Here is a 20,525-nt window from a genome sequence, read left to right as displayed (position 1 = left end):
CGGAGAAAGCCCATGCTCCCACAATCCCCGCAAAACCAAAACTTATCGACGCTGGTTCTTCTGACCACGAACGACCCCTTGTCGGACCGACTGGAGAAGTCCTTGCTTGACCTTAAGGAACGGTCAGCGGGCCTTTTCACAATAAAACGATATGATTCGGAAGAGCGTCTGCCTTACATTCTGATCAATGACCAGATCCGATGGATGGCTTTACCCGATGCAAAGATGCTCGCACTGGTTAAAGAAAAACCGATAGTCTGTGAAGCCTTAGCGGATCGTGCCTTGCCGTTTTCTGTCCATGTGAGGGTCTATATGGCGCCTCAGTGTCCCCATTGTCCATCGGTGATTCGAACGCTGATCGGTCTGACCGACAATTACCCGAGGATTCGTCTCACCATCATCGATGCAACCCTTTATGAACAGCTTGCAAATGAAGACCACATTCGCTCCGTACCGACTGTCATCTGTGATCACGGGGTGCGCTTGACGGGGGCTCTGACCGAACAGGAAATTTTTGACGGGATTTTCAAGCGAAAACCGTCCGAGCTCAGCCCGGATTCGCTGCGAGCCATGATCGAATCAAGGGAGGCCGAAAATCTGGCCCGAATGATGATCGACGACCAGATGATCTATCCGGCCTTTTATGACCTGATGGCCCACGATAAGTGGCCGGTTCGACTGGGAGCCATGGTCGTCGTTGAAACGATCATCGACGGTTCCGAAGCGTTGGCCGCCCGTCTTGTCGAGGAGATATGGGACCGAATGGAGCAGGTCAGTGCGTCTGTTCGGGGCGATTGGATTTATCTTATCGGAATGGCGGGTGGCCCCCGGGATCGTGACAGACTCAATGCCTTGCAGGCAAAGACAGATCGGGCCGACATCAAGGAAAGTATTACTGATGCATTGGCCGAGATGGAACGCCGTTTTCGCGGCTGAGGGTGGCCATACCCAAAAATACAAACAAAGTGTTTGACAAGTTCTTCAAAATATCATTAAGAAAACGATGATTCTCTTAACGGCCGTCATTCAACAACGGCTGATATAATGATTGTGTACATCGGCACGATCGCAAACATTCTCACCGATATACCGTTACGAACCGGACTATTCCACTGCTCTCTCCTCGGGCCTTGAGTATGTGACGCCTCCTAATGACCCTGCCGGTAAGGGTAACGGTCAGACGTGCTTGAACCATGAAACGATGTCGACACAGTATCCTGTTTTCATGGGGGAAGGCAGGGACCACGATGAAATGCACAACATACCCAAAAAAAACGGTTGGATATGATCATATCGGGATGCAACGTTGCCTGAACGGCGTTTATCTGATCGTTATGATCGTCGCCGCCCTGGCGACATCTTATTGGACAAACTATCCTCTTTTGGTTCTATGGTTTATCTTGCTTGAATTTGCGGTCGTTGTCGGTCATCGATATTTCGTGCGAAGCGATTCGCTTCTTTCTCGACACATTTCCCTTTTCGGCCGATTATCTCAAGGAGCCGTCAACCCCGGTACTCTGATCTGGAGCGCTTATGCTGTAACGACGTTATGGCTTTACGGGATGAGTCAGGCCGGTCAACTCGTTATACTGATCACCATCAGTGTGACGATTGTTTCCGTGGCCCAGATGGTTCCCATGAATGCATACGTCAAACGTCATGTGATGTTTTTGACGGTACCTCTTGGAATATGGGGGGCGTTTTCAAAAAATCAGATCGGATACGCCCTGTCGTTTTTCTGTCTGCTGACCGCTTTTTGTTTGATTCGTTGCAATCGAAAGAGTGATGCCGTCACAACGATCCCTGCTTCGGGACATGATCGAACGGTGGAACTCGAGGCGATCAACAAGGAGCTGCAAAATGAAATTCTTTATCGCAAAAACATGGAGAAGGCGTTGCGTCGAAGCGAAGAACGCTACCGTACGCTTTTTCAGAACAATCCCATCGAAACGATTATTGTGGATCACAACGGACGCATTACCGGATATAATTCCGCCAAAGCCCGTTCCCAGGGCCGTGTGCCCGAGATCGGCGATATCATGTACAAGGATTACGGATCCAGGCATGCTAACAATATGTTTGAAGAATTGATGGACTGCATTCGCACAGGCCGGCAAAAGGAATTCCCGGAGCAGAAATACAACCTGAGATTTTTGCACATCAGGATATCCCCGTTCACCGGCGGCGCCATCATTACCTCCCTGGACATCACCAAAACCAAACGTGCCGAAGAGCAGATCCAGGTTTTGACCCGGGAGATCATGCGGATCCAGGAAAATGAACGAAAGCGGATCGCCAGAGACCTCCACGACAGCGTCGCCCAGGACCTTTCGTCGCTTCGCATCTCCTGCGAGACGTTTTTTGATGAAACGCCTGCCGATACAAACCGGGTGCGACATAAAATCAAGGAAATGTCGAAAGTTCTTCACGGATCCATCCATGCGGTCCGTGAAATCGCCTATGAATTGAGGCCGCCATGTCTGGACGAGCTTGGGCTGCCTATCACTCTTTACCGTTACTGCGAAGAGTTCAGAGAACGAACCGGTATCGCGGTGGATTTTTTTTCGGCCGGCCTTGATCATACCCGGCTGGATCCTGATTCGGAAATCAATTTGTATCGTCTGGTGCAAGAGGCGCTTAATAACATTCGTAAACATGCGAAGGCCGATCAGGTGAGCATCCGTCTGGTGGCCTCGTATCCCCATGTGATTTTGCGCATCGATGACAACGGTATCGGGCTTGAAACCGACGAACCCTGTAAGATTGAAGGACCCAACAAGCATATGGGGCTTCGAAGCATGGAAGAACGTGTGAATCTTCTGGGAGGGAAACTGCGATTGAAATCAAGGCCGGGAGCCGGCACCAGCGTATATGTCGAAGTACCGATCCTTAAAGCGCTGCTTGACGCGAAAGACACTCATATGGAAAATAGCAGCACGATCTGATGCTCCGTTCAAAAAATCTTCCTTTTCATCTCAAGATGTCATACAAGAACCGGGAACCTTGCCGTCGTTCCCGTCGGGGAGACCTGTCGATCCGGGGCGCAAGAAAAGAATGCGAACGGGCTCGTGGTCCAGGAGCCCATGAATCATGGGGTGAACCATGGATAAAATTGTTGTAGAAGGCGGTCGCCGGCTTACCGGTGAGGTCCGGATCAGCGGATCGAAAAATGCCGCCCTGCCTGTTCTGGTATCGGCACTTCTGGTCGATGGCGAATGCGTCTTTCACAATGTGCCGGACCTGATGGATATCAAAAGTATCAAATTGCTTTTGGAGGATCTTGGCGCGCGCGTTCAGACCGACGGACACCGGGTGGCCATCGACGCGTCCACCGTGCACAAAAGCGAAGCCTCCTATGATCTGGTCCGTAAAATGAGGGCGTCGATTCTGGTTCTGGGCCCTTTGCTTGCCCGCAGACAGAAAGCCAGGGTGTCTCTTCCCGGAGGCTGCGCCATCGGGGCACGGCCCATCAATCTTCACCTCAAGGGCATGGCCGACTTAGGGGCGACCATCGCGCTTGAGCATGGCTACGTGGAAGCCGCCGCGCCACGACTTCTCGGCACGGAAATCTATTTCGACGTGGTTTCCGTCGGGGCGACGGAAAATCTGATGATGACCGCCGTTCTGGCCGAAGGCGTGACCCTTCTCAGAAACGCAGCCCGGGAACCCGAAATATCGGCCCTGGCCGAGGTGCTCAATAAGATGGGCGCCCGCATCGACGGTGCGGGCACCTCGGTCATCACCATCACCGGGGTGGACCGCCTGAATCCGGTGGAGGTGACCATCATCCCTGATCGGATCGAAGCCGGAACCTTTATGGTGGCCGCCGCGATGACCCGTGGCGATGTGACGCTTGTCGATTGTGAGCCCGGGCACATGGGCGGGATCATTCACAAACTCAAGCGGGCCGGGGCACAGGTACTTCCCGATGGAAACACGATTCGGGTGATCGGTCCGGATGAGATCGCCCCCCTGGATATTCAGACCCTTCCGTATCCGGGTTTCCCCACCGACATGCAGGCCCAGTTCATGGCCATGCTGACGGTCGCCAAAGGGTCCAGCGTGATCACGGAAACGATTTTCGAAAACCGGTTTATCCACGTGTCCGAGCTTCAGCGGATGGGGGCCGATATTTCCCTATCCGGCGGCAATGTGGCCACGGTCAAAGGCGTTTCGGGCCTGTCGGCCGCGCCGGTGATGGCCTCCGATCTCAGAGCCAGCGCCTCGCTGATTCTGGCCGGATTGATTGCCGAAGGCGTCACGGACGTCAATCGCGTGTATCATCTGGATCGGGGCTATGAGGCCATCGAGATGAAATTCCAGGCCCTGGGGGCCGCCGTCCGACGGGCCAAGGCCTGACGGATTCGTCCACGGCCGCCGCTGTCGCGCATCGATGCCGGTGCCTGGCAGCGGTCGTTGAAAACAACCATGACGCGTGATGTTTCCGTCGTGCCGGGGGGGCTGGGACGAGGGATGGATGCCTTTTTTATTCACGGATTACTATAAACGGCCGGTTATCCCCCTTCTTGCCGGCTATGCGGCAGGTCTTTTCATCGGCCGGACTTTTTCTCCGCCTGCATGGCTCCTGACCGCTTGTATCCTGCTGTGTCTGATCCGGATCGTTTGGGCGGTGTGCCGCAGCCTATCCCTTCGCATAACTCCGATCCTGTTGTTTGTCGCGCTGGGGGTGCCGGCCATGCACGTCGCCTCTCAGCGGGAAGTCCGACCGGATCATCCTTTGTATTATGCGGATCAAGGGATTCTGCAGATCCGGGGGAAGGTGGTCACATCGCCGGAAAAGGACGGCGGCCGCCAGAAATGCCTGCTGGAAGCGGACGGCATCGCCCTCCCCGAAAGGCCCATGGTCAGCGTTTCCGGGCGTATTCGTCTGACGGTGGCGGGAGAGGAACCGGATCTCACGACGGGACAGCGTTTGATCGTTGAAAGTCGCCTGAAGCCGTTTCGTAATTTTTACAATCCCGGCGGATTTGACTATGAACGTTATATGGCGGCCCAGGATATCTGGGCAAGCTGTTATGCCCGGGGGGACCGGGTCCGGCTGCTGTCATCCGACGGGCCCGGGCCGATTGCGCGTCTAAGGCGCTCCTTTGAGATGTTTATTGATCGGGAGGTGGCTTCCGTCTCGTCCCGGCAGGTTCTCAAAACCCTGCTGGTCGGCAATCGGAAGGCCCTGGACCCCGCCTTGAAGGAAGCCTTCAACCGGACCGGAACCGCCCATCTTCTGGCCATTTCAGGCCTTCATGTGGGCATCGTCGCAGGCCTTGCCTTTGGTTTGTGCTACCTTTTTTTCTCGCGGATTCCAAGTGTTCTCTGGGCGGCCCGGGCCCGGCGCTATGCCGGTCTTCTGGCCCTTGGCCCCGTGCTGGCCTACGGGGTTCTTTCCGGCATGGCCCCGTCGACCCAGCGGGCTCTGTTGATGGTGGCGGTCGTTCTTCTGACCCACAGCCTGGATGCCGAGCATGATGTGCTGAACGCCCTGGCGCTGGCGGCCCTTTCGATCCTTGCGGTGTCGCCCCTGTCCCTGTTTGGCGCCTCGTTTCAATTATCGTTTACGGCCGTGTTTTTCATTGTCTGGGGGATGATGTGCCTGAGTGCCGAAACCCGACAGGAGGGGGGCGGCTTCTTTCGAAACGGCAAAATCAAAACCTATGTGCTGGTGTCCCTTCTGGCCGGTGCAGGGACGCTTCCTCTGGTGGCGGCCTCGTTCAATCGAATCTCGGTGATCGGGCCTGTCGCCAATCCGGTTCTGGTTCCTCTGGTGACGCTTCTCGTCGTGCCCCTGGGTATTGGGGCATTGTTTGTCTATCCCTGGTGCAGCCTGCTCGCCATACCGCTTATTCGGCTCGCCGGGATGATTCTTGACGGGGTTCTCTCGCTGATTCGTACCCTGGCGGCGCTGCCCTGGGCGTCGGTCAACGTCGTCGGTCTTTCGTTTTTGGAGATGGCCTGCATCTATGGCCTGATGATGTCGGGACTTCTTCTTGTCCGGGCCAGACGAGAAAAACGCCCGGGGTTTGCGAAAAACGTATGGGTCGTGATCGCGGTTCTTCTGGTGATTGGCGCCGGAGATATCGCGTACTGGGTTTACCGCCGTAACTTCAACGATGATCTGCGGATCACGATGATGGATGTGGGCCAGGGCAGCGCGGCTCTGGCGGAGTTGCCGGGCGGGGCGTGCATGCTTTTCGACGGCGGGGGATTTGCCGGTTATTCAAGCTTTGACATGGGGGAACAGGTGCTGGCCCCCTTTTTATGGTCAAAAAAAATCACCACCGTCGACCGGGTGGTCCTGTCTCACCCGGAAAGCGACCACATGAACGGACTGTTGTTCATTCTCGAGCATTTTTCCGTCGGGGAATTCTGGTTCAACGGGCCATGGCGACCCACGAAAAGCTGCGGGCGTTTGAAGGAGATCGTCGAGCGCCGGGGTATCCCCCTGCGGACGGTTCAGGATATTTCGGAAGTCGTGGACATCAACGGTGTGGCCGTCCGGGTGCTTTGGCCCGAAGCCGAACGATTTTCGGACGGGGATCGCGGCGACATCAACGACGCTTCCCTGGTGGTGTCGATGGCCTATCAGGGCGTCGGTTTTCTTTTCCCCGGCGATATCACGGAACGGGCCGAGCAGGCGATGGTCAGCCGTTACGGTAATGACCTTTCGAGCCGGGTGCTTTGCGTCCCCCACCACGGCAGCAAAACATCGTCAAGCGATGCCTTTCTCGATGCCGTTTCACCGGAATACGCTCTGATATCGGCGGGCTATCGGAACCGATTCGCCATGCCCCACCAGTCGGTGCTGAGGCGGCTTGAGCGACGGAACCTTGCCGTGTACCGCACGGATCACCACGGCGCCCTGATTCTGACGGTGAAAAACGGAGCCATGACGCTGACGCCGTTTCTGGAACATCATGACGGGGCTGAACGCTGATGGCAGGAGCGAACCTGAAACGCGACACGAAGCCGCCTTCAACCTTGACACTCTTGGCAAAAAGCATTAATTTCTTGAATTATTTCAAAATCCGCTGTACGTGTCTGTGAACTGAAATTGAACGGGGATTGATACGATGACCTCCTTCACATCGGAAGACAGCCTGGTGAGAACCACGGGCCGCACCACCCTTTCTCTGATCGGCACCCTGGGCCGGGCCGGGATTTTTTTTCTGCGCAGCGTCTTTTATGTGTTTTCCCTGCCCGTTCAGTACCGGCGCACTCTGGAGCAGATGTATTTCATCGGGATGAAATCGGTGGTGGTCATCTGCCTGACCGGCGCCTTCACCGGCATGGTTCTGGGGCTTCAGGGCTACTACACCTTGTCCAAATTCGGCTCCGAGGGGCTTCTGGGGTCCGCCGTGGCCCTGACCCTGATCAAGGAGCTCGGGCCCACGCTGACGGCCATCATGATCATCGCCCGGGCCGGATCGGCCATGGCGGCCGAGATCGGCATCATGCGCATTTCCGAGCAGATCGACGCGTTGAAAACCATGAATATCAACCCCGTACGCTTTCTGGTCAGCCCCCGCCTGGTGGCCGGTCTTTTGTGTTTCCCCCTGCTGACGGCCCTGTTCGATGTGGTGGGGATTTTCGGGGGCTACCTGACCGGGTCCAAGCTTTTGGGCATGAGTCCGGGCATTTATTTTTACCGGGTCCAGGCCAGCGTTCAGATGTCCGATGTGAACGAGGGCTTCATCAAGTCGGTGTTTTTCGGTCTGACCGTCATTACCGTCTGCTGCTTCCATGGGTATTACACCCATCTGAGGCAGGAAAGTTTCGGCGCCAAAGGGGTCAGCCTCTCGACCACGACGGCCGTGGTCCAGTCCTGTGTGATCGTTCTGATCGTCGATTATGTGCTAACATCGTTTCTTTTGTAGGATATTATGGAAAAGCCGCTGATCCGATTCGAGAATGTGTGCAAGAGCTTTGGCGACAACCGGGTTCTCGACCGGCTGAACCTGTCGATTCACAAGGGTGAAATCACCACGGTGATCGGCAAGAGCGGCGGGGGAAAAAGCGTCCTTCTCAAGCACATCATCGGTCTGGTCAAACCGGATTCGGGTACCATCTATTTCGACGGCAAAACCCTGACGGCCCGGAATCATCGTGAACAGAAGGCCCTGCGTGAGCGCTTCAGCTACATGTTCCAGGATTCGGCCCTGTTTGATTCCATGACCGTGTTTGACAACATCGCCCTGCCGCTTCGCGAAGGGTCCAGGCTGACCAAACGGGTGATCCGGGAAAAGGTGGAGAGCCGCATGGCCCAGCTCGATATCGAAGGCATCGAGTCCAAATATCCCGGTCAGTTGTCCGGGGGGATGAAAAAACGGGTGGCCCTGGCCCGGGCCCTGGTGACCGATCCGGAAATCGTGCTGTTCGACGAGCCCACCACGGGGCTGGACCCCATCCGGAAACAGGCGGTTCACGACATGATTTCCGATTACCAGAAACGGTTCGGGTTCACGGGGGTGGTGGTCAGCCATGAGATTCCGGAAGTCTTCGCCTTCAGTCAGCGTGTGGCCATGCTCAGCGAGGGGCGGATCATATTCGAAGGAACGCCGGAAGAAATTGAAAAACAGACGGACCCGCGAATCCATTATTTTATTCATCCCCTGAACCGTGTGCAGGGTGAGCCGTCCGGAGACGATGGGCCGGCGTGATGACGCACCAACATTTTTTTGACGTTAAGCGGAGGAGTCATGAAACGATCGTCCCTTGAAATGACCGTGGGTTTGTTCGTGATTATCGGTCTTTTGTGCGTGGGATATTTGACCGTCAAACTGGGAAAGATGGAGATACTCGGTGACAATCACTATACTCTCTACGCCCGGTTTACCTCGGCCACCGGCCTTAAACCCGGTTCCAACGTGGAGATTGCAGGCGTCCGTGTCGGCCAGGTGGAGGAAATCACCCTGGAGCCGGTGATCAAGATCGCCAAGGTAAGGCTCAAGATCGAAAAAGGGGTGGAACTTGAAGACGATGCCATTGCATCGGTCAAAACCTCGGGGCTCATCGGCGACAAGTTCATCATGATCACGCCGGGCGGGTCGGGAGAGATGTTAGACGACGGCGGCATGATCACCGAAACCGAACCGGCGCTGGATATCGAGGATCTGGTCAGCAAGTATGTGTTCGGCGGTACCGGAAATAAGGGACAGGAATAAGAGAGGGTGGCATGAAAAGCGTGTTATGTCTGATCCTGTGTGCATGCGGGTTTATGGCGGTCGCATTCCCCGCAGGGGCCGACGATGGGGCCGAGGTGGATCGTCTGATCAAAAGCACCATGGACAAGGCGATGGCCATCGCCAAGAATCCCGACATCAGCGACGCCAAGAAACGTGACGAGATCTGGGCCATGGTGCCGGATATTTTTGATTTCGAGAAAATCACGGAATTCACCCTGGGGCCCTTCGCCCATGATTCGAAGGCCAATCTGGGGGATTATGCCGACCGGCGTTTTACCAAGGCCCAACAAGACGAATTCCGAGACGTGTTTACACGGCATCTGGGCAACAATTATCTGGACCGTGTGGATTTCAATAACGTGGATGTGGCCATCGAGCTCAAACCCGCTGAAATCCTGGAAACCAAAAAAGGCATCAAACGGGCGCAGGTTCCAAGCATCGTCAATGGTAAAACCCCCATCGATTATATGTTCCTCAATGCGGGCAAGGGATGGAAAGTCTACGATGTCAAGGTGGAGGGCCGCAGCCTTGTGTCGGCGTTTCGAACGGAATACAAAACCATTTTGATCAACAACACACCCGATGCGTTGATCAACATGCTCAAACAGAAAATTGCCGACCATGAAGCCGCCAAGAATGCGAAATCTTAAGCTGTTCCTCGCGGCCCTGATGGTGTTCAGCCTTTTTGGGGGGTGCGCCCACGGCAGAAGCGGAACCGCCGGACCGGAAGCCCTCACGCCGCCGTCTTCGAAAACGGTCGACGGGACGACGGCCGTCGCCCCCGAACCGATGGTCGCGGACGACGACCCCTTTTTTGACGAACAGGGTGATGATGATTTTTTCGAGGACGGGGACGATGCGTCGGCCGTGATGCCCGAACCCCTGGTTGCCGACCCTCTGGCTCCGTTTAACCGGGCCATGTTTGTCGTCAATGACAAACTGTATTTCTGGTGCCTCAAGCCCCTGGCCCGGGGGTACCGGGCCGTGACGCCCTCGTTTTTCCGAACGGGGGTGAAAAACGCCTTTCACAACCTTGCCGTGCCCATCCGCTTTGTCGGCAATGTTCTCCAGGGAAAAATCAAGGGGGCCGGGATCGAACTCACCCGTTTTGTGGTCAACACCACCGTGGGGGTGGCCGGTCTCTGGGATCCCGCCGATCACTGGCTGAACCTGAAGCCCTACGAGGAGGATCTGGGCCAGACCCTGGGGGTTTACGGTATCGGCAACGGCTGCTACATCGTCTGGCCCTTTCTGGGACCGTCCACCCTCAGGGACACGGTGGGACGGGTGGGCGACATGTTTCTGGATCCCATGTATTACGTCCGGCCCAATGAACTGGCCTATGGCCTGAGCGCCCTGGAGCTGGTCAACGCCACCACCTTCCGCCTGGGCGATTACGAGGCCGTCAAGGCGGCGTCTCTGGACCCCTATGTGATGGTTCGCGACTTTTACATTCATCTGCGCACACAGAAAATCGCCGAGTAAACGACCATGGCCGATCCTCACCACCGTCAACCGATCCTGGACATCCGGGGGCTTGTCAAGACCTTCGGCAACGTCAAAGCCGTGGATCGTGTGAGTTTCACCATCGACACGGGCGTCTGTTACGGCCTTTTGGGACCCAACGGTGCGGGGAAGACCACCACCATCGAAATGATCGAGGGCCTTCTCTCGCCCGATGCCGGAGACATCCTTTATAAGGGGAGAATCCGCGACCGCCGGTTTTATGAAGAGGTGGGCATTCAGTTCCAGAACACCGAGCTGCCCCATTATCTGACGGTCAAGGAAACCCTTCAGACCTTCCGAAACCTGTACCGGAAAAAGATGGACCTCGACCAGCTGATCGGCCTGTGCAAGCTCGAAGACATCCTCCGCAAGGACAACCGCAAGATTTCCGGCGGCCAGAAACAGCGGCTGCTGCTGGCCATGGCCATGGCCCATGATCCGGAACTGATCTTTCTGGACGAGCCCACCACGGGTCTCGATCCCCAGGCCCGGCGTCATCTCTGGGACATCGTCTTTCAACTCAAGGCCAGGAACATCAGCATTGTGCTGACCACCCACTACATGGACGAGGCCCAGCTTCTTTGCGACACCATCGCCATCATGGACCACGGGCGTTTCATCGCCGAGGGGTCGCCGCAGGATCTTCTGGACGAGCATCTGGCGGGATCATCGCTGATCCTGCCGTCCACGGTGGACGAAAACCTTCTGGCGGATCTCGCCTTTCCCTGGTTTCGGCTGAGGGATACCTCCGTCGAGATCCAGACCCAGGATGTGGAGGCCTGCCTGCGGGACCTGATGGCGCGGCATGTCGATCTTAAAGGGATGACGGTCCGGCCCAGGAACCTCGACGATCTCTTTCTTAAACTGACCGGCCACGCCCTGAGGGACTGACATGAACGCGAATCATTACAGGAGGAGAGGGCGGTGATCATTCGGATCTGGGCGCTTTTCATGGCGCGGAACAGGGAGTTTTACCGGGACCGGTCGGCCCTGGGATGGAGCATTCTGTTTCCCTTTCTGGTCATCGCGGGCTTCGCCCTGATGTTCAACGAACCCTCGGCCGGCGCCTACAAGGTGGGCCTGATCGGGTCGGGCGATCCGGTCTCCGAATCCCTTTCCCCTCGTCTTGCCGCATTTCGGCAAAGCCCTTATGTGGACCTGATCGCCATGCCCGACATCGAGGCCGCCATCGACACCCTGCGTCACCATGGCCTGGACATGGTGCTCGACGCCCGCACCGGCGACTACTGGATCAGCGAAACCTCCCCGGGGTCCTATATGGTTGAGCGGCTTTTGCTCTACGATCAGGGAACCGAGGCCCGGGGTGAATTCACGAAACGGGTGGTGACGGGGCGGGAAATCCCCTACGTCGAATGGTTGTTTCCGGGGGTTCTGGGCATGAACATGATGTTCAACGGCCTGTACGGCGTGGGCTACGTGGTGGTGCGCTACCGGAAAAACGGCGTGCTCAAACGCCTGTCCGCCACTCCCATGCGGGCCGCCGAATTTCTAATTAGTCAGATTCTGTCCCGCATTGTGGCCATGCTGATTACCACGGCCATCGTTTACGTCGGCTGTTTGCGGCTGTTCGGGTTCACCTGCCGGGGCTCGTCGTTGCTTCTTCTTCTGGTCTTTGTCCTGGGGGCCTTTTCCATGATCGCCCTGGGGCTTCTGGTGGCGGCCCGGATCAGCAGCGAAGAGCTGGCAGGCGGCCTTCTGAACCTATTGTCCTGGCCCATGATGTTTCTGTCCGGTGTCTGGTTCTCCCTGGAAGGGGCCAAACCCTGGGTCAAGGCCCTGGCCCAGAGTTTCCCCCTGACCCACCTGATCGACGCCGCCCGCCTGATCATCAACGACGGCGCCGGTTTTGCCGACATCCGCCCCCACCTTTCCGCGCTTCTTGCCATGTCCCTGGTCTTCCTGGCCCTGGGTTCCCTGTTCTTTGAATGGAAAAAACGGTGACCGGCTCTGTTGCCGGGATGGGTCTCTCACAACGACACTGAGTTCATGACCCTGATGGGCACGCGTTGCTTTGCCCATCCTACCGCCCGAAAGCCCGAAGGCGAGGGGACGGTCGGCGGGCATGACCCGCTCCTGCAAAGCCTTTTTGACGTTCGCCGGGAATTGTCTGCACCACCCGCACCGCACGTGAGCCCGTAGGATGGGCAAAGCGCAGCGTGCCCATCACCGGGACACCGAGCCCCCAGATTTTTTTTCAGCAGACATTAAGGGGTGACAATTTACGGCAACTCGTCGACCGAAATTTGTTCAACCATCGCCCCGTAAATCCAGCCCATCGTTTTTGTCAGAGGAATGAAATATCAATATATCCTTTGATATTGGACGGTTAAATGAATAATATGCTTCATGTCTTCCCCTTGGCACCCTTATTGTATTATCCCCAGGTAACGTTTCAGTCATGTTTTAAAAGGGCAGCTAGTCACCAAACACGGCAGACCGGCTAAAAAGGGTTGCGAAACCATGGTTTTTCAGGTACTATTTTTCAACTGCTTAAACGTATTTTCCGAAAACAAGAACTTTTTTCCAACTGAAACGAGCTGAGCCGGGAGTAATCACCATCGGGTTGCCCTTGGCGATTCACGGTAAAAGAGCCTTTGTTTACGGTTAAATACCGGTCAACAAAACAAACCAAACGAGGAGGAAACACATGCTTAACAAAAAAAGAAATGAAAAAGGTTTTACCCTGATCGAACTCATGATCGTCATCGCGATCATCGGTATCCTGGCGGCCATCGCCATTCCGCAGTTTTCTGCTTATCGGATTCGGGCATTCAACTCGGCGGCTCTGACGGACTTGGCCAACCTCCAGACGTCTGAAGCGACCCTGTTTAGCGATTGGACTATTTTCGGAGGTACTGAGGATAACACACTTGCCGCGGCTGCCGGTGGTGCACCGAATGGTGGTGCGCGTATTACAGCACCAACAGCCAACCTTGCATTGATTTCGGGTGACGATGGTACTGGTCAGACTAGGCCTCTCCAGATTGGTTTGAGCAATGGAAATTCTATGCGAGCAGGAACATCTGGGGCCAATAACAATAACTTTACCGCAACGTCGAAGCACATTCAGGGGAATACAGCGTATGGTATTGATTCGGATGTGACGATGACTTACCAGAACGTTACCCCTGCTGTTTATGGTCCGGGAACTATCCTTCCTGATGCATTAATTGGACCTGTTGCAGACACTGATGATTTTGATGCTGCTGCTGCGAACGGTTGGGTTGCAAAATAATTGATCTAAAAGGATATGCTGTCTTGATCCGGTCAACCTTGGGTTGACCGGATCATCTGTATCATGGGTAGACAATCCGAACTGGCCAAGAGAATCTGCTGTGATAAGAATTCTGAATCTCTCAAAATCCTACAAAAATTTCTCGTCGAGAAAAGCAAATCCTGCGGTCGAAAATCTCTGTTTGACTGTTGAGTCGGGTGAGTCCTTTGGATTCTTAGGCCCCAACGGGGCTGGGAAGAGTACAGTCATCAAAATGATGATGGATTTCATTCGCTGTGATAAAGGATCCTTGTTGATTAACGAGCAGTCGGTTTGCCAGCCTTCGGTGAGGAAAAATATCGGTTTTTTACCTGAAAACCCCTTGTTCTTCGATCACCTGAGTGCCGATGAGATTTTGCGTTTCGGGGGTCGTGTTGCAGGGATGGATGGCGCCGTTCTGGATGCCCGTATCGACATGCTGCTTGACCGGATGCTACTCACCCAGGCCAGGCATAAGCCGTTAAGAACCTACTCCAAAGGCATGGTTCAGAGAACGGGGCTCGCTTTGGCCATGGTCCATGACCCGGCCCTGTGCATTCTGGACGAGCCCATGAGCGGCCTGGACCCCATGGGCCGGAAGCTGGTGGCGGATGTTATTCTGGACATGCGCCGGGCAGGGAAAACCATTTTTTTCAGCTCCCATATCCTCAGTGATGTGGAGAAGCTCTGCGACAGGGTGGGCGTGTTGAACAAGGGGAAGCTCTTGTTCTGTGGCCCCATTGACGAACTCAAGGCGCAAACGGGGGATATTGAACAGTCGTTTGTCAAACTGGTCGAAGACGACAACAGGGCGCGGTCATGAAACACATCGGTATTGTCGCTGGGATTACGTTTAAAGAGGGCTTGAGAAACAGAGCGATGCTGGGCATCCTCTTTTTTGCCGTGGTGATGTGCGCGCTGAATTTTATCATCACCACCAGTTTCACCCGGGAGCTGGGCAAAGTGGCCGTGGATGTGGGGCTGTCCACCGTGTCCATTTCGGGGCTCGCCATCATTTTCTTTCTGGGCATGCCGCTTCTGTCCAAGGATCTGGACAAGCTTACCGTCTACATGATTCTGGCACGGCCCATTCCTCGGAGCGCCTATATTCTGGGTAAATTTTCAGGTCTGGGGCTTTTGGTGCTGATGTCCGTCCTGATCCTGAGTGTTTTGTCCGGGGTGACGGTCAAGATCATCATGATGCTCAACCCCCACTATGTCCCGGCCCTCTTTTCATGGACGTTTTTCAGCTATGCCGTGTTTTTGTCCCTGATGGCCCTGCTCATCGTGACGGCCTTTTCGGTGCTGTTCACCTGCGTGTCAACCAGCTCGTTCATCGCGTTTGTTTTGACGGCGGGGACCTATCTGATCGGCCACAATGTGGAGCTGGTCAAGACCCTGGTCCGCCAGACTTATCCGGACGGCGGGGTGACGGTCTGGATCATCGACTTGGCGTCATGGGTCTTTCCCAATTTGAGTGCCTTTGACAAAAAAACCGCCGCTGCTTACGGTTTGACCATTCCCCTGGGGGATGTGATTATTTCGGGGTTTTACGGCATCGTTTATGTGAGCTGCGTTCTGTTTCTCACCGTGATCGTGTTCAACAAAAAGGAATTGTCATGAGACGCTGGGGTCTTGTGCTCCTGGGGCTGACCCTTCTGGGGTGCTATAGTCTGTCATTTCATGCCCTGCAGAAATTCCGACGGTCCGTGCAGCTCAGCCGGTCATACCATGCCTCGGTTCACGTTCCGCCCATCCTGCTCAAAGCCGTGGCCGGTGAATTCAGAGGGCTGCTTGCGGATTATACCCTGATCGAAGCCGCCAGCATTGTCGGCAAGGCGGAACGAATCACCGACGCGGAGTGGGACACCATCGGTCATTTGTTCCGGCAGACCATGGCCCTCGATCCCTATTTCGAACAGTCCTGCCATCTGATTCAAGGTTCCCTGGCCTGGCATGCCAAACGCTTCGACCTTGCTTTTTCCCTTCTTGAAGAATCTAAAAATCACCGCTACTGGGACTGGATCCCCGGCTATTTCATCGGATTTGACTATTTTTTTTTCCTGAAGGACAATCGTATGGCATCGGAATACCTGATGGAGGCCTCGACGGTCAGGGATGCCCCCGCCCCATTGGCGACCTTTGCCGCGCGGTTGGCCCAGGAAGCCGGCAACAATCAAACGGCCATGGCCTTTCTTCAGATGGTACTGATGAAGGAAACCGACCCGGATAAAAAAGAGATGCTGCTCACGCGTCTAGAAGCCCATATGGCCGTTGATGTTCTTGAAAAGGCTCTACGGGTCTACCATGATCGTTTCGGCGGATATCCGGCGCGTCTCGACGCACTGGTCGATGCCGGTGTTCTCGATGCCCTACCAAAGAATCCATATGGGAACTCGTTTGAATATCAGGGGCAAACAGGATTTGTAAAATTTTAATTCGGGGAGGTCTCGATGACGAGTTCCGATCACGATACCGGTCAATATCAGGAAGAGGCGTTTACTTTGATCGAGTTGATGATCGTGATCGCCGTCATCGGCATTCTGGCCGCCATTGCCATCCCCCAGTTTTCCGCTTATCGCATCCGTGCGTTCAACTCATCAGCTATCTCGGACCTTAAGAATCTTTCAAGCATTCAAGCCGCTTTTTTCAGTGATATGACCATTTACGGTGCCACGGAGAGCGCTGCGAATGCAGCTGCCTGTACAGGGGCTGCCAATCGTACAGGCATTCTGGTTACCGGAGGAAGCGGAGCCCCGGCATTCGTATCATCCCAGGACATTCTGGGGCGCCAGTACGCGCTTCAAATCGGTTTGAGCCGGGAGAATACCTTGTATGCCACCACGGCCCAGCTCGCCGGCCCCAGCGATTTGTATGCGGCCCAGTCAAAGCATCGAAATGGCGATATCGTCTATGGCATGGAAAATGATTCCATGGATGTCTACCAGCTCCCCAATGTGTATGCCCCAGGCGCTATCCTGACGGTTGCCCATGAAGTCGTCCCCACGTCCGGCATGGATTTTAATCTTGCCGCAGCTGTCGGTTGGATTGTCAAGTGATAACGTCTTTGTAATGCCTGCAAACAAAGAAACACATTCCCGCCCTACCCTAAAAACCCCGTTATTCACCTGAAAGCAAAAGAACCATACCTTATCGCCGGGTATTCGATTCAATCCGTGCCTGATGGCCAACTTAAGCATTGCGGTGCGGGGGATATGGGGTTAGAGTGGGTTGTATTCGTTGGGTTGGGCGGAGTCCTGAGGGAAGCCGGATAGAACCGCTTGAATTCAGGGAGACTGATATGAAGCGATTGTTTGCGGGTATGGTGGTGCTTGCGGGTGTGGCGGGGTTGTGGGGGTGTCAGGCGCTTCAGGGGCTGGTCAAGAGGCCGTCGGTGAGGATGGAGAAGGTTGCGCTTACGGGAGGCAGTCTGTTTCAGGGGGATCTGGAGTTTACGTTCGATGTGGCCAATCCGAATCCCGTCGGGGCGCGGCTGGACGGGTTTTCCTATGTGCTGGCCGTCGAGGGCAAGACGGTGGTTAAGGGGCGGCAGGCGGAGGGTGTGGGGCTGCCGGCCATGGGGTCCCGGCGCGTGACGGTGCCCGTTTCGGTGAACTACATGGACTGTGTCGATTCGCTTGTTGATTTGTTCCGGAAAGACCGTCTGAGCTATGAGATTTCCGGGACCTTCCAGATCGGTCTTTTTACCCTGCCCTTTCACCATACGGATGTGATCATCCTGCCCAAACCGCCGTCGGTCCGGGTCAAAAACGTGTCCGTGGCCGCCATGAGTTTCACCGGGGCCAAATTGGTCATGGAACTGGAAATCAGCCGGGAAAGCCCGTCGGCGATCGATCTGAAACGCATCAGCTATGCGGTGTCGCTGGGCGGCCTGCGTCTGTTTGAGGGGCAGAGCGAAAACATCCGTCTGGCCGGGGACGCGATGGCGCAAACCGTTTCGGTGCCGGTGTCCATCGACTTTCTGACCCTGGGCAAAAGCGCCATGGCCCTGTTTTCCAAGGGGGCCATTGATTACGAACTGACCGGAAGCATGGCCTTTGACATCCCCAAGGCGGGGCTCACGACCTTCCCGTTTACGAAAACCGGAAAGACAGATCTGCTTCGTTGACATCCTGATGCCGATAGCCAATGATGACGGCTTCGTAAAACGTCCGATCTTATGCGTTGCGCTTCATCCCTCGTCACTGCGGCGTACCTTTAGTACGCCTCATTCCTCGGGATTCGCGACGCCGTAAGCTCGAACGTTTTTCTTTGCCGTCATGTGATGACTTTTTACGAGTTCATCAATGATATTAACGTGAAGAAAGAAGCCGCCGCTTCACATGATGGGCACGCGTTGTTTTGCCCATCATGCATTGTGTCGCCCGTAGGATGGGCAAAGCGCAGTGTGCCCATAAGGATCTTAAGTCAATGACATTGAACGATACCCTGAAAATATGAAGCCATGACGCCGTTTTCTCGCAGACCAATCGATGTTGATTCTCTTCTTGATCGCCTGGAGGCTGATCCGGACATCAGTGTTCTCGGGCTGCTGCTCGAGGTGGTCCGGTGGGTGCGACCTGCGGCGCCGGGTTCCGATCAGGCCGGCAGTGAGGCGGAGGGACGGATCAGGGAGTTGTGCACCGCGCTCAAGGCCCGCGGGACCCTGCGCGGGCGGGTGTCTGAACGGCTCAGGGTCTGGCTTGACAAGGCGGAATTCTTCCCCGCCCTGACCTCGGTGGGGATTCTGCCGCGAAAGGGCTTTCACACCGAGCTGGCCCGGCGGCTGTATGAACGGATCAATCCGCCGCCCAAAGACCCCCATGATCTGTCCGATATGCTGGAGCTTGTGTTCACCCATGACGACGATGGGGTCTGGGTGTCATCGGTTTCCGATAACGCCTGGCTCTCCCTGTTTACGACGCTCTGGCAGCCGCCGGATAATGACTGGCGATCCCCGCTGATCCTGGCCCTCGATGAGATCATCTACGCCCTTGAAATGCTGTCGATCTGGGTGGCGGCCGAGGAACTGGAGCCCGATCTGGTGCGCCTTGAACCCCGGCTGATGTCGAGGGATTCCCCCTTTATCGGCTTTCAGCGTGAAATGAGCGGCTTTGTCAGGGCCTGCGAAGCCTGGCTGGCCGGGGAGACGTCCATGGACAAGGACGACGCCCACGCCCGGGTGCTTCTCGACCAGTGCAACCGGGAAATCCTTTTTTTCCGGCGACGGGCCGTCTCCCGGGGGACCTCCATCGCCACCACTTATCTTCTGGAACGTCTGGAGCAGACCTTGCGGCGTATCGGCGTTCTGCTTGATATCGTCGATGTGTCCCAAGGCACACGAAGCCTCGAAAGCGCCTGCGGCCTGTTCCGGGAACTGGTTGCGGCCACCAGCCGGCGCAACAGCATCCGGGATCTCTGGCGTCAGAACATTCGCCTGTTGTCACGGACGGTGACGGAAAACGTCAGTGACCATGGGGAACATTACGTGACCCGTGACCGGAAAGAGTATGCGGCCATGTTCCGATCCGCCGCAGGCGCAGGGCTGATCATTCCCCTTCTGGCCCTGATCAAGATCAAGGTCGGAACGGTGGGATTCGATCCGGCCCTCGAAACCCTGCTTTACTGTCTGATTTATGGGCTGGGGTTTGTCCTGGTGCACCTTCTGGGCTTTACCATCGCCACCAAGCAGCCGGCCATGACGGCGGCCCGCTTTGCCGGAGCCGTGGAGAAGGAAGGCCGCGGCGGCGCCAACCCCCGCCTGCTCGCCCGCCTGCTGGTCCAGGTCAGCCGGTCCCAGTTTATCGCCATCGTGGGCAATGTGTCGGTGGCCCTTGTGGTGGCCCTTTGTGTCGGGGAAGGCTACCGTTATCTGACCGGTCAGACGCTGCTGAGCGAAGCCCAGCGGAACTATCAGCACTATGCCCTTCAGCCCTTTGCGGGCCTGGCGCTTTTCCATGCGGCCATCGCCGGGGTGTGGCTGTTTCTGTCGGGGCTGATCGCGGGTTTTTTCGACAACCGGGCGGCCTATCTGTCGGTGGCCGAAAGGTTTCGGTACCACCCGCTGATCCGGAGGATTCTTCCCTCATCATGGCGGGTCCGCATCGGTCATTATCTGGCGGAGCATTCCGGCTCCATCGCCGGAAATTTTCTTTTCGGATGCATGCTTGGTGCCACGGGGTATGCGGGGGATCTGGTGGGACTTCCCCTGGATATCCGCCATGTGGCGTTTTCCTCGGCCAACCTCGGCTATGCCCCGGTGACGGATCCCTCCGGGTTTGCCGTGCTGTTTGCCTGCGTGATGCTGATCGGTCTGGCCAATCTGATGGTCAGTTTTTCCCTGGCGCTGTTTGTGGCCCTGAGGGCGCGGGGCGTCCGGATCAGCAGTGTGCGCCTGCTTTTTCGGGCCCTTTTTCAGGAAATCCGCATGAAACCCTCAGCCCTGGTCTGGCCTCCGGAGGACGAATCGGCCCAGGGACGATGACGGTGTGTGGCGGCCCGTTTTTTGACTGTATTGATTTCTCAGAGAATTCGTTTTAAACTATATG

General features: G+C 56.0%; 17 protein-coding genes and 1 pseudogene. All 18 read left to right on the top strand.

Features of this window, described 5'->3' with window-relative positions; genetic code table 11:
- Positions 1–936 (top strand): thioredoxin family protein (locus tag ACYQ11_RS10340; RefSeq protein WP_459923696.1); only part of this gene is annotated, 936 nt, incomplete at its 5' end.
- A gap of 311 nt (positions 937–1,247) precedes the next feature.
- A complete protein-coding gene (locus ACYQ11_RS10335; protein ID WP_459923695.1) occupies positions 1,248–2,945 on the top strand; it encodes a PAS domain-containing sensor histidine kinase in 1,698 nt (565 codons plus the stop codon).
- A gap of 157 nt (positions 2,946–3,102) precedes the next feature.
- Positions 3,103–4,359, top strand: coding sequence for a UDP-N-acetylglucosamine 1-carboxyvinyltransferase (gene murA, locus ACYQ11_RS10330; protein ID WP_459923694.1), 1,257 nt, complete (start codon positions 3,103–3,105; stop codon positions 4,357–4,359).
- 118 nt (positions 4,360–4,477) lie between these two features.
- Positions 4,478–6,949 (top strand): DNA internalization-related competence protein ComEC/Rec2, encoded by a 2,472-nt coding sequence (locus ACYQ11_RS10325; protein ID WP_459923693.1) that lies wholly within the window; start codon positions 4,478–4,480, stop codon positions 6,947–6,949.
- Positions 6,950–7,085: 136 nt separating this feature from the next.
- The gene (locus tag ACYQ11_RS10320; RefSeq protein ID WP_459923692.1) at positions 7,086–7,889 is read left to right on the top strand and encodes an MlaE family ABC transporter permease; all 804 of its coding nucleotides are present in this window, start codon (positions 7,086–7,088) and stop codon (positions 7,887–7,889) included.
- Between the two features lie 6 nt (positions 7,890–7,895).
- Positions 7,896–8,672, top strand: coding sequence for an ABC transporter ATP-binding protein (locus ACYQ11_RS10315; protein WP_459923691.1), 777 nt, complete (start codon positions 7,896–7,898; stop codon positions 8,670–8,672).
- A 39-nt stretch (positions 8,673–8,711) separates the two neighbouring features.
- Positions 8,712–9,176 (top strand): outer membrane lipid asymmetry maintenance protein MlaD, encoded by a 465-nt coding sequence (gene mlaD / locus ACYQ11_RS10310; RefSeq protein ID WP_459923690.1) that lies wholly within the window; start codon positions 8,712–8,714, stop codon positions 9,174–9,176.
- Between the two features lie 53 nt (positions 9,177–9,229).
- Positions 9,230–9,847, top strand: a complete 618-nt coding sequence (locus ACYQ11_RS10305) for an MlaC/ttg2D family ABC transporter substrate-binding protein (protein ID WP_459923689.1) — start codon at positions 9,230–9,232, stop codon at positions 9,845–9,847.
- Positions 9,834–10,682 carry an MlaA family lipoprotein gene (locus ACYQ11_RS10300; protein WP_459923688.1) on the top strand — a complete coding sequence of 283 codons (849 nt, stop codon included), beginning with the start codon at positions 9,834–9,836 and terminating at the stop codon, positions 10,680–10,682. The genes ACYQ11_RS10305 and ACYQ11_RS10300 overlap by 14 nt, the downstream gene beginning before the upstream one ends.
- A 6-nt stretch (positions 10,683–10,688) precedes the next feature.
- A complete protein-coding gene (locus tag ACYQ11_RS10295) occupies positions 10,689–11,594 on the top strand; it encodes an ABC transporter ATP-binding protein (RefSeq protein WP_459923687.1) in 906 nt (301 codons plus the stop codon).
- 33 nt (positions 11,595–11,627) lie between these two features.
- Complete coding sequence (locus tag ACYQ11_RS10290; protein ID WP_459923686.1) at positions 11,628–12,665, top strand: ABC transporter permease; 1,038 nt, start codon at positions 11,628–11,630, stop codon at positions 12,663–12,665.
- 706 nt (positions 12,666–13,371) lie between these two features.
- Positions 13,372–13,477, top strand: a pseudogene (locus ACYQ11_RS10285) (pilus assembly FimT family protein); the annotation flags it as partial.
- A gap of 582 nt (positions 13,478–14,059) precedes the next feature.
- Positions 14,060–14,800, top strand: coding sequence for an ABC transporter ATP-binding protein (locus tag ACYQ11_RS10280; RefSeq protein ID WP_459923702.1), 741 nt, complete (start codon positions 14,060–14,062; stop codon positions 14,798–14,800).
- On the top strand, positions 14,797–15,600 hold the full coding sequence (locus ACYQ11_RS10275; protein WP_459923685.1) for an ABC transporter permease: 804 nt from the start codon (positions 14,797–14,799) through the stop codon (positions 15,598–15,600). Before ACYQ11_RS10280 ends, ACYQ11_RS10275 begins: the two co-directional genes overlap by 4 nt.
- A complete protein-coding gene (locus ACYQ11_RS10270) occupies positions 15,597–16,415 on the top strand; it encodes a tetratricopeptide repeat protein (protein WP_459923684.1) in 819 nt (272 codons plus the stop codon). Before ACYQ11_RS10275 ends, ACYQ11_RS10270 begins: the two co-directional genes overlap by 4 nt.
- A gap of 15 nt (positions 16,416–16,430) precedes the next feature.
- The gene (locus tag ACYQ11_RS10265; protein WP_459923683.1) at positions 16,431–17,036 is read left to right on the top strand and encodes a type IV pilin protein; all 606 of its coding nucleotides are present in this window, start codon (positions 16,431–16,433) and stop codon (positions 17,034–17,036) included.
- A 242-nt stretch (positions 17,037–17,278) separates the two neighbouring features.
- Complete coding sequence (locus ACYQ11_RS10260; protein WP_459923682.1) at positions 17,279–18,106, top strand: LEA/WHy family protein; 828 nt, start codon at positions 17,279–17,281, stop codon at positions 18,104–18,106.
- A 336-nt stretch (positions 18,107–18,442) separates the two neighbouring features.
- Positions 18,443–20,461, top strand: a complete 2,019-nt coding sequence (locus tag ACYQ11_RS10255; protein WP_459923681.1) for a site-specific recombinase — start codon at positions 18,443–18,445, stop codon at positions 20,459–20,461.
- Positions 20,462–20,525 lie beyond the last annotated feature (64 nt).

The organism is Desulfatiferula olefinivorans (assembly GCF_054657895.1).
This window is presented reverse-complemented; position numbering and strand designations above follow the sequence as displayed.